The 9,733-nt window shown below is 40.5% G+C and carries 8 protein-coding genes, 4 pseudogenes and 1 other annotated feature; of the genes and pseudogenes, 8 read left to right on the top strand and 4 right to left on the bottom strand.

Annotated elements, in window-relative coordinates:
• Both AVJ20_RS17295 and AVJ20_RS17290 read left to right on the top strand, forming a co-directional pair.
• A pseudogene (locus AVJ20_RS17295) lies at nucleotides 1–199 on the top strand (IS5/IS1182 family transposase); the annotation flags it as partial.
• A gap of 221 nt (nucleotides 200–420) precedes the next feature.
• On the top strand, nucleotides 421–1,563 hold the full coding sequence (locus AVJ20_RS17290) for a tetratricopeptide repeat protein (RefSeq protein ID WP_162689802.1): 1,143 nt from the start codon (nucleotides 421–423) through the stop codon (nucleotides 1,561–1,563).
• 163 nt (nucleotides 1,564–1,726) lie between these two features.
• On the opposite strand, the gene AVJ20_RS17285 is transcribed toward AVJ20_RS17290, so the two are convergent.
• Both AVJ20_RS17285 and AVJ20_RS17280 read right to left on the bottom strand, forming a co-directional pair.
• On the bottom strand, nucleotides 1,727–3,040 hold the full coding sequence (locus tag AVJ20_RS17285) for a type II toxin-antitoxin system HipA family toxin (protein ID WP_111886074.1): 1,314 nt from the start codon (nucleotides 3,038–3,040) through the stop codon (nucleotides 1,727–1,729).
• Nucleotides 3,034–3,393 (bottom strand): helix-turn-helix domain-containing protein, encoded by a 360-nt coding sequence (locus AVJ20_RS17280; protein WP_111886073.1) that lies wholly within the window; start codon nucleotides 3,391–3,393, stop codon nucleotides 3,034–3,036. Before AVJ20_RS17280 ends, AVJ20_RS17285 begins: the two co-directional genes overlap by 7 nt.
• Before the next feature lie 132 nt (nucleotides 3,394–3,525).
• Between AVJ20_RS17280 and AVJ20_RS17275 the strand changes: the two genes are divergently transcribed.
• A complete protein-coding gene (locus AVJ20_RS17275) occupies nucleotides 3,526–3,852 on the top strand; it encodes a hypothetical protein (RefSeq protein ID WP_111886072.1) in 327 nt (108 codons plus the stop codon).
• Here the strand turns inward: AVJ20_RS17275 and AVJ20_RS17270 are convergent.
• Nucleotides 3,849–4,649: a hypothetical protein gene (locus AVJ20_RS17270; protein ID WP_162689801.1), complete on the bottom strand. Its 801-nt coding sequence runs from the start codon at nucleotides 4,647–4,649 to the stop codon at nucleotides 3,849–3,851. The two genes, AVJ20_RS17275 and AVJ20_RS17270, sit on opposite strands and share 4 nt — an antisense overlap.
• Nucleotides 4,650–4,839: 190 nt before the next feature.
• On the opposite strand from AVJ20_RS17270, the gene AVJ20_RS17265 reads away from it, so the two are divergent.
• A complete protein-coding gene (locus AVJ20_RS17265; protein ID WP_111886070.1) occupies nucleotides 4,840–5,178 on the top strand; it encodes a helix-turn-helix domain-containing protein in 339 nt (112 codons plus the stop codon).
• Nucleotides 5,168–6,430 carry a type II toxin-antitoxin system HipA family toxin gene (locus AVJ20_RS17260; RefSeq protein WP_227554839.1) on the top strand — a complete coding sequence of 421 codons (1,263 nt, stop codon included), beginning with the start codon at nucleotides 5,168–5,170 and terminating at the stop codon, nucleotides 6,428–6,430. Before AVJ20_RS17265 ends, AVJ20_RS17260 begins: the two co-directional genes overlap by 11 nt.
• A 44-nt stretch (nucleotides 6,431–6,474) precedes the next feature.
• Here AVJ20_RS17260 and AVJ20_RS17255 read toward each other — a convergent pair.
• Nucleotides 6,475–6,582: pseudogene (locus AVJ20_RS17255) on the bottom strand (IS3 family transposase); the annotation flags it as partial.
• A gap of 58 nt (nucleotides 6,583–6,640) precedes the next feature.
• On the opposite strand from AVJ20_RS17255, the pseudogene AVJ20_RS17245 reads away from it, so the two are divergent.
• From AVJ20_RS17245 to AVJ20_RS17230, 3 genes and pseudogenes are all read left to right on the top strand, one after another.
• A pseudogene (locus AVJ20_RS17245) lies at nucleotides 6,641–7,383 on the top strand (IS3 family transposase); the annotation flags it as partial.
• Nucleotides 6,916–7,032: a sequence feature (AL1L pseudoknot), on the top strand. Its footprint overlaps the pseudogene before it by 117 nt.
• A gap of 601 nt (nucleotides 7,384–7,984) precedes the next feature.
• Nucleotides 7,985–9,130, top strand: coding sequence for a group II intron reverse transcriptase/maturase (ltrA, locus tag AVJ20_RS17235; RefSeq protein ID WP_228157253.1), 1,146 nt, complete (start codon nucleotides 7,985–7,987; stop codon nucleotides 9,128–9,130).
• 79 nt (nucleotides 9,131–9,209) lie between these two features.
• A pseudogene (locus tag AVJ20_RS17230) lies at nucleotides 9,210–9,695 on the top strand (IS3 family transposase); the annotation flags it as partial.
• Between the last annotated feature and the right edge of the window lie 38 nt (nucleotides 9,696–9,733).

The raw sequence follows: 9,733 nt of genomic DNA, 5'->3' as shown, positions 1-9,733 counted from the left end.
AGGCAGGACATTATGGAAAAAATGGTCCGGCTATCATTGCCGAAGTTTGGTCGAAACTAAGATGCATTGCATCAAATTATTGGGGGATAAACTCAGTGCAAGAAAATTTGATAGCCAAGTCAATGAAATTCATGCACGTGTAGCAGTCCTCAACAGATTTACGGAATTAGGTCGACCACTTACCCAAGTTACGCCTTAAATTTGGCTCAATTAGGGGGGGCTTTGTATTTCAAATCTTTGTGCAACAAAGCCTTAAAGACATATAAACCACCCCTATTATTCTGTGCAAATATAAAAAATAGCATAATCAATAAATGACATCATTATCTATTGAATTTAATCATTTTATTAAATCATTTACTTAAAGTTTTTGATTAAATCATGTACCATAGGATAAAACATAACCACTTAATATTTATTATGAATTTCAAGAAAACAATACTTTCAATTTCACTTTCTCTATTTGTTAGTACGGCTTTTGCAGGCGCTTTCAATTTGGAAGAAACAAAAAAATTAGCTTATCAAGGTGATGCCAAAGCTCAATATGAATTGGGGTATGCATATTACTATGGTGAAGGTGTCCCAAAGTATGAAGAACGTGGTATTGAGTGGCTATTGTACTCAGCAAAACAAGGAAATGCTAAGGCTCAATATGAATTAGGCGCGGCACTTTATGATGAAAATATTATGGGTAGCGACAAACAACCAACGGTCGTTGAGTGGTTAACTAAATCAGCCAATCAAAACAATGCTGACGCTCAGTTTTTTTTAGGTTATATCTATGCAACAGATTTTGGTAAACCAGAGTCCTACAAGAAAAGCTTACAATATCTTGAGCGTGCTGCAGCACAAGGACACACTGAAGCTCAAGCTTATGCCGGTCTTCAATACTTAAATGGCTACATGGGCGCACATAGAGACGTTCAGAAAGCATATAAATATTTCAAGGCAGCGGCCGATAAAGGCGATATAACATCCCAGGAACAAATTGGATTTATGTACCTTACCGGTCTTGGAATGAAACAAGATTATCAAAAGGCATTTAATATTTTTACCGAGTTAAGTAAGAAGCATCCTTCTGAAGTAACTATTTACTATCTTGGTTACTTTTATGAAAAAGGCATCATTGTTCCGCAAAACCATCAAAAAGCCTTTGAGTACTATATGCAAGCACATGAATACGCTGCAGCTCAAAACAGCATTGCAAAGCTATATCAAAATGGACTTGGTGTAGCACAAGACAATACCAAAGCATTTGAGTGGTTTCTTAAATCAGCTAAAACAGACTTCGTTGACTCACAACATGAATTAAGCAATATGTACCTTAAAGGCATTGCGGTCGCCAAAGACATTAATCAAGGCGTGTATTGGGCTGAACGAGCAGCCAATTTGGGTTATGCAAAATCTCAATATGTTCTTGGGTCAATGTACGATAAAGGTGATGTTGTACCTAAAGATTATAAAAAGGCATTGGACTGGTACACTAAGGCGGCTAATCAAGGTAATGCTGAAGCCGCAAAAGCTCTTAAAACAATGAAAAGTGAGTTAATTGCAAATAATTAACCCAGCTAGCAGTTTATGAAATAAAGAAAGGCAGTTAATCATCTGCCTTTTTTTATTCTTTTCAGCCTTGGTATAAACGCGAGTCCAAGCCTATCGATCTAGGCCCACGTGAATATATAAAAAAAAGCCACCCGAAAGCAGCTGATTTGGTAATAAAGATAAATTAGAATTTCAAACGTAGGTTTTGCTCAACGCGCTCAATCAGAACCTTAGGCACATTTGATTGCACAGCAAGAGATGTCCAAGTTGAGACTGCCTCAATAACTTCTTCCAAAATCTGACGAATCCGCTGTTCACTAAAGATTGGACTTAACTTCTCGAATGACAGGAAATCAGCCATTTCAAAATTGTCACGTTTTCCGTTAAGAGTCATCCAATGTTGATCTACCCAAAAAGAGTTCGGCTTATAGCTATATGCCAAGTCATAAGCTGGTGCCAATTTCCATTGATTATCTACAAGCATGTAGCCAAAGTTCTTTGAGTGGTCATCGTGGTTACGAGATACCACGTTGAATACCATGCGTCTAAACAACTGTTCTGCCTCGGCTGCAGTCAAACGCAAATGACGGTTCACGTTAAATATTTCTTCGTAAGAGAAAGACCCCGGCTTTTTATAATCCACATGCGCCAATCCATTCAGGGATTGAATATGAATCTTCTCATTACCCACGCGATCAAAACGCTGCGTGATGAAATGTTGACGATCACCCTCTTGCAGCAACTTACATGGCATCATTTCAATACCGCATTTTACGGCCATTTGATGATAAACATACTCCATTGCGCCGTAGCCCATAGGATCACCAAAAGTTTCTTTATTGACGTTATGCTCACTCACACCATCAAACTTCATCAAGTAGTGCGTAAAGCCATCTGGAACATCTGTTTGACCTGAACGGACTTGGCTGTAATCCTCATTAAATGCAAGTACTGCTTTAGGGCGTGCGCCACCTGCACTTGTACCTACGGATAGAAGCGCAAGCATAGCATCCTTGTCTTCTGCACCATCATTCTTAAGATCAACCTCTAAAGATGAACGAGTATCCAATACATCTTGAGCTATTTTAATCAATTCAAGAATTTCGACTTGTTGAGATACATTAAAGCCTGTCATGGCTTTTACAGGGTGATATTCCAGTGCACCCATACCACGCTTACCTGTATATTTCAGGCGTTCTAATGGGGTGATAGAGTCAGGAGATCGACCGTTACGTGCTGTCCACGCATTTAAAATTCGATTACCGAAGTCATCAGGCAGCGAGTCAGCAAATAAGCCTGCCAACCCCTTAAATGTCTCAGGGTTTAATGTTGGGAATGAATAAACACCCTCACCCAAAGGCATAAACAGCGGAGAAAGCTCGATACCACTGTCTAGAAATGTCTTAGAGTATTCAAAGGCACTTGGCTGCCCCTCTGTATACGCCATCACCCCAACATCCATACCAAGATATTCAACGCTAACTGTATCTCTCACCATCCCAAATCATCCTTATTCGCAGTTAATATTTTCTTGTTGTTCGAGTTAGCCTTATGTTCACCCGAAGCCTTTTTACGCTCTTTACCTTGCAACTTATGGAGTTGAATTGGCGATATTGGTTGGGGCGGTAAAAACAGATCTATCTGGTCCCTCATGTTTAGAGCATCCAAATATGCGATCAAATTTTCCAGTGTGACTTTCCCTTTCTCAGCATTAATAATTACACGTCTCTCTAAGCCGGATATCTCAGATATCTCAACTTGAGTTAAATCTTTATTAAGCCGAGCCTGCTTGATACGCTCACCAATTTCTAAAGCTTTTGCATGGCTTGAACTTGTAGATCTAAAGCCCATTGTTTAATACCATTTTTTGTACCTAACGAGCATATTTTAGCACATTAGTACCATTTTGTGTACTAAACGAAGTTTGTATTTTAGAATAATAAGTGTTATTTTAAATGATAAATATCGCATTGATGTACTTGCATGAAACCGCACGATTCAAATCATAACGACACCCAAAATAGTACACCTGCAGACAAGGAAATAATTGAGCTGCATAGCGAAGATATTGAAGTGTTGCGCTTACTTGGTGAAAGCTTTGTCACGATCCGTCATCTAGCTGGTCCAGCCTTCAGAACGCTTACCGATAAGCAAAAATTAGATTTAATTTCAAACATTGCAGATGCGAGTCACAATCTACCCAACGTCTTATCAAAAGGTGGTCATCAATCTTGCCTGAATTTTCTTATGGCAGATGCAACCCACCTTCGTACTCAGCTGTTAAACAAAAAATCAATGTTTAGGGATTAATTTAATGCCACGCGATTATTAAAATTCAGTAATTTTGAGTATTCAGCTTCTTCAATATCATCTTGATCGGTTATTGGATAAAACTCACTTTCAGCAGTACGGCAGATAACTAAACTAATAAAACTATATGCAGCCAAAGTGTAATCAAATGTCTTCAACCTAACCCTATCTATTGTTTTACCCTGTAGTCCTGCAAAATTTTTATAATTAGCCAATTTTTTATCTACAACATAAGAATGTTTGATCACATTGTTTAAAACCCGAAGCTCATCAATCAGCTGGTATGAAAGTGCATTAGACACATTTAATCCACGATCACGTAAGTAGTTCTCAATCTCATGCCATTTGTGCGATAAACGCTTACCCGGATAATACAAACCTAAACAGCGATTAGTGAATTGCTCAATTGTGGCCCACAAATTAATCACTAAACTCTCATCAGCCAATGAACCCACACGGCGATTTTGCTCTTTGTGATTAAAGTTTGGCGATACCATTCTAAACCCAGATACCATCTCTAGATCATCCTCAATATCATCAAACAAGTTACCGCAATCTGAATTAAATTGTTCAAATACAGAGTCAACAACTTCACCATTATTTTTATGCGCGGACATCGCAAACCTGTGAAACATTACTATGTCATCTATGCGCTGTATGGCCTGCGTTTTTAATGACATACGCTCCATGACGCATTCACCCACAGGATAACGACATATCTCCTTGACCATTAACCTTACATGGTTATTGGTTTTACAAAATTGCTCCATTTCCAAAAGAATTTTCGGTTGATCCATTACTTTACCTTTCTTTTATTTCTCGCACTTACACAGCGCACTTCCTCTCAAGTCAATTTAAATTATGCACCAACCCTGCAAATAGGCTCAATAGCATAAAAGCCCTTAAAATATACCTTGAATAAACACCCATAAAATACTGCTTAAGTCGGTTAATCGGTATATAATGACCTTATTGAGGAGATTTTTCATGAAAAGAGCAGCAAGTGATTTTATGCTTGAGGGTGTTGAAGATCTGTTGGTTCAGATCGGGAGTAACATCAAAACAGCACGCATGAACCGGAATATGACGATTAGCGAATTGGCTAACCGTGTGCATGTGGATGAAAAGACAATCTCACGACTTGAAAGCGGCAAACCCAGCTCTAACCTAAAAAATCTTATTTCCATTCTCGTTGTATTTGGCTTGGAAGACAGTTTGCTTAGTATTGCGAACCCACAAAATGACGAAGTTGGAAAAGCACTCGCTACCAAAAAAGTTCGAGTCCGCGCTAATAATAAATCAGAGGATATGAGTGATGACTTCTAAAAACCTATCCATGCAAGAAGAAATTAAGAGCTGCTACATTTTTTTGGATACAGGCGATACGCCGCAAGTTGTTGCTCAATATGCGCTCAAAGATTCAATCTATAATTTTATTTATGGTAAGAGCTATTTGGATCTCAATAACTCATTTGAGCTTGATCCAATTAACCTACCATTTATTACACCCAACACAGCGTACACCACTGCAGCTAAAGATGGCTTTGGCGTACTTGCAGATGCTACGCCCGACAATTGGGGTCGTAAGCTTACGTTAACCCAGCACACTCGCGTACCACTCAATCAAATTGAATGGCTTATTGCGGCACGTGGTAATGCAGTTGGGTGCTTAGTGGCGAGTTTGTCTTCTAAAGCGGTCAAAACCGTTGGCAAAGAATCCTTTGTTAAATTCTCTGACTTACAGGCTTACTTAAAATTATCTAAAGCAGTTGATCAGCACCAAGACCCGAACATGATCAGCATGATGACCGATAATTATTTATCAAAACTCATTCACCATGGGTCATCAATGGGGGGTGCGCGACCTAAAGTGGTCGTACAGCACAAAGGCATTGAGTGGATTGCGAAATTCAATAAATCCGATGACCTCTTTGATAATGCAAAAGTTGAATATGCATCAATGAAGATGGCGCAAGCTTTAGGTTTGAATGTCAGCAATGTCGAGCTTGAAGAAGTTGAAGGCAACCCTATTTTGCTTGTTGAGCGCTTTGATCGTAACTGCCCTGAGCGAAAGAAACACTACATCAGCGCACACAGCCTTATGAACATCCGTAAAGTGCGCGTAGACGACTTAAAGATGTCTTATATGCATTTGTCTAAGATCTGCAGTCAAATTTGCCATGACGCAATCAGCAATCAATTAGAGCTATATAAGCGCATGGTCTTGAATGTGATGATCAGTAATACAGATGATCATTTAAAAAACCATGGCTTCTTAATGCATGACATGAAAAATCATCATTATTCACTCAGCCCTCTATTTGATGTTCTACCGCACGGATCTCGCGCATCTTACCCAAAAGAACATGCGATCGCCGTGGGAGAAGAAGGCCGAATCGGAACGGCGCAAAATCTATTGAGTCGCTGCAATGCCTTTGGGTTAACCGAGTTTCAGGCAAAAGAGATCATAAAGAATGTTCGAGATGTACTTGAGTCAAGAGATGAATTCTTTAAGGATGCTGAAATGAGCGACTACCAAATGAGACAACTGGACCATTACTACAATCTAGGCAACTAAAAAACCGCCCATTTGAACTGAACCCCAAATCTTGGACAGTTTAGTTAACAACAGGATTGAGTTCTGAATTGAACAAGGCTCAATCCTTTTAAATTTAGTTGTATTCTTTCATGATTATAATAATGGATGTAATCATGAATTGTCCGTTGCATCATTGAGGTGAACCGTACCGGGTTTGTCGGAGACCAAGCTTTCTGAGAGAATGTCCCGATGAAAAAAGTAAAATATACCCCTGAAATCAGAGAAAGAGCGGTTCAATTATTGATTGAATCCGAGAAAGATTATCCATCGAATTGGGCTGCGATCACCGCTATTGCTCCCAAGATAGGTTGTACTCCTGAAACACTACGTGTTTGGTATCAAAAATATTTAGATAAACAAAATCCAGTTAAAGTACAGCAGCTTTCAGACCAAGAACGTATCAAACAACTGGAACGCGAAAATAAAGAACTGCAACGCGCCAATGAAATTCTACGTAAAGCAGCCGCTTTTTTCGCCCAGGCGGAGCTCGACCGCCCACACAAATAATGGTGGATTTTATCCATAATAATAAAGAGCTGTACGGAGTCGAGGCGATTTGTAGAATTTTACCGATCGCACCTTCAACCTATTACCGGACTCTAGATCTCTGTGAAAATCCAGAACATCGAGCAAAGCGAGATTTACATGACTTGCATCATGCTGAGGAGATTGAACGAATTTGGAAGGAAAGTTCAGGTCGGTATGGTGTACGTAAAGTCTGGCAAAAACTGAAACGTGAAGGCTATATTATTGCGCGCTGTACTGTTGCTCGATTAATGCAAAAGCTAGGTATACAAGGTGTTTGGCGTGGTAAGAACAAACAAACCACCCGTAGCCGAGATGACCAAAAACGAGCAGATGATTTAGTGAAACGTAATTTTACTGCTGATCATCCTGACCAACTGTGGGTGAGTGACTTTAGTGTGCCGCAGCAAGCGGCGTAAGAGATGAGGGTATGGCCCCTCGCTATCGGCTTGCAGGAGCAGGTAGCAAACCACCATAAGCGGCTTGGATCAAAAGTCCCGGTCGTGAGCGTTATGGAAAAGGCATCGTAGAGATGTTAGGTAAGAATTAGGAAGGCGAACAACAGTGAACTGCCGTTCAAGTGTCGAAAGTACTCAAATGACATCAAAACCGGGGATGGAAGTTACCCCGCGATTAGTTTGGCCGTTACCTGCTTACGGGCCATTCGGTGTCCGGCGTAGAGGCAGCGCGATCCTAATTCAGGCTCTTACGTTGAACTGCGGGAACCTTCGGTGGCGATGTCAAGCGAAAGGCACAAGCTCAAAAGGCAAGGCTGATAATAGCAATGCGTCACCAAGGGGCGGAGCAACTCGTAGTAGTGTTGAAGTTACTGTAATGGTAATGGAGCGAAGGGGTTGCATTATCCAGGTCTACGGATTTGTCAACTGTGCAAGCAGGAGGAGCAAAACTTTATGACCAAACCATTTAATATTCCTAAAGCGTTAATCTGGGAGGCATTTAAAAAAAGTCAAAGAGAATGGTGGCGCTCCAGGCGTTGATCATGAATCTATTGAGCAATTCGAAAAGCATTTAAAGAACAACCTATACAAACTATGGAATCGACTTTGTTCTGGCAGTTATTTTCCACCGCCAGTTAAGGCTGTTCCGATTCCAAAGAAGTCAGGTGGCGTGCGTATACTAGGTATTCCAACAGTTGCAGATCGAGTCGCGCAAACAGCAGTTAAGCTCTTATTAGAGCCGAAAATTGATCCATTATTTCATCCAAACTCATATGGATATCGTCCGGGGCGTTCTGCCCATGATGCAATTGCGATAGTGAGGAGACGAAGTTGGGATTATGACTGGGTTGTGGAATTTGATATCAAAGGTCTCTTTGATAACATCGACCATGATTTACTAATGCGTGCACTCAAGAAACACTGTGAAATTCCATGGATTCTTTTATATGTGCAACGTTGGTTAAAAGCACCAATGCAACACATAAATGGCCATCTTTTAGAAAGGAATCGCGGCACACCACAAGGTGGTGTTGTGAGTCCTTTATTGGCGAATTTATTTATGCATTATGCTTTTGATATGTGGATTACGAAACATCTTCAAAGTGTACGGTTCTGCCGTTATGCAGATGATGGCGTAATTCATTGTCGGAGTTTATCTCAAGCCAAACTTGTTTTACAAAAGATCGATGCACGATTTCGTGAATGTGGTCTCGAATTGCATCCAGACAAGACAAAGATTGTTTATTGCCAAGATATTAATCGTCGTAAAGCATATCCCGATGTTCAATTTACTTTTCTCGGGTACACGTTTAGGCCCCGTAAGGCTGTGGACAAGTATAAAAGAGTTTATGTAAATTTCTCTCCTGCAGTCAGTTGTGATGCACTTAAAGCAATGCGACAGACTATTCGGAAATGGCATCTACATCTGATGTGTAATCGCGAATTAAGTGATTTATCTGCAATATTCAATCCAATTCTTCAAGGTTGGCAGCAATACTATGGTCGATTCCATGGTTCAGCAATGTCAGCGATCTGGCAACACATGAATGCTTATCTTATACGCTGGATGAGGCGTAAGTATAAAAACTTGGCCCGTCATAAAAGACGGGCTAGATATGCCTTAGGGCGACTTGCGCGTGATTTTCCAAATGCCTTTGTGCACTGGAAAATGGGATGTTTACCATCGGTTGGATAATGGGAGCCGGATGAGCTGAGAGGTTCATGTCTGGTTCTGCGAGGGGCTAAGGGTGAAATTCCCTTGGTCTACTCACCCGTATATTCAAACTCACTCAGGCTGGGTCTATACCGCCTTTATTATTGATGTGTTCTCACGAGCAATTGTTGGATGGAAAGTATCTACACGGATGAATACAGATATGGTGCTCGATGCACTTGAGCAAGCATTGCACGATCGAGGCATGCCAAAGAATGTGATTCATCATTCCGATAGAGGTGTTCAATATCTTTATATTCGTTATACCAATCGTTTAGAAGCAGCAAATTTACGAGCATCAGTCGGTACGACCGGTGATTCATACGATAATGCTTTGGCTGAAACGGTGAATGGCTTATACAAAACAGAGGTGATTGAATATTTAAAAGCAGATTGGCAAGGTTTAGCGGATGTACAACTTGCGACACTAAACTGGGTAGATTGGTTCAATAAAAAGCGTGTACACAGTGCACTGGGTTATGTATCGCCTTTTGAGTTTGAAGCAATGTACTATGATAAGATTAACCCGTTAGGTCAGGTGGCCTAACTTAAATAAAAAAGTCTCCGACAAACCCGGTACGGTTC

The sequence above is a fragment of the Acinetobacter sp. CFCC 11171 genome (genome assembly GCF_003268405.1).
GTDB classification, from domain to species: domain Bacteria; phylum Pseudomonadota; class Gammaproteobacteria; order Pseudomonadales; family Moraxellaceae; genus Acinetobacter; species Acinetobacter amyesii.
Note: the sequence above shows the minus strand (reverse complement) of the source record. Positions and strands in the feature narration are given on the sequence as shown.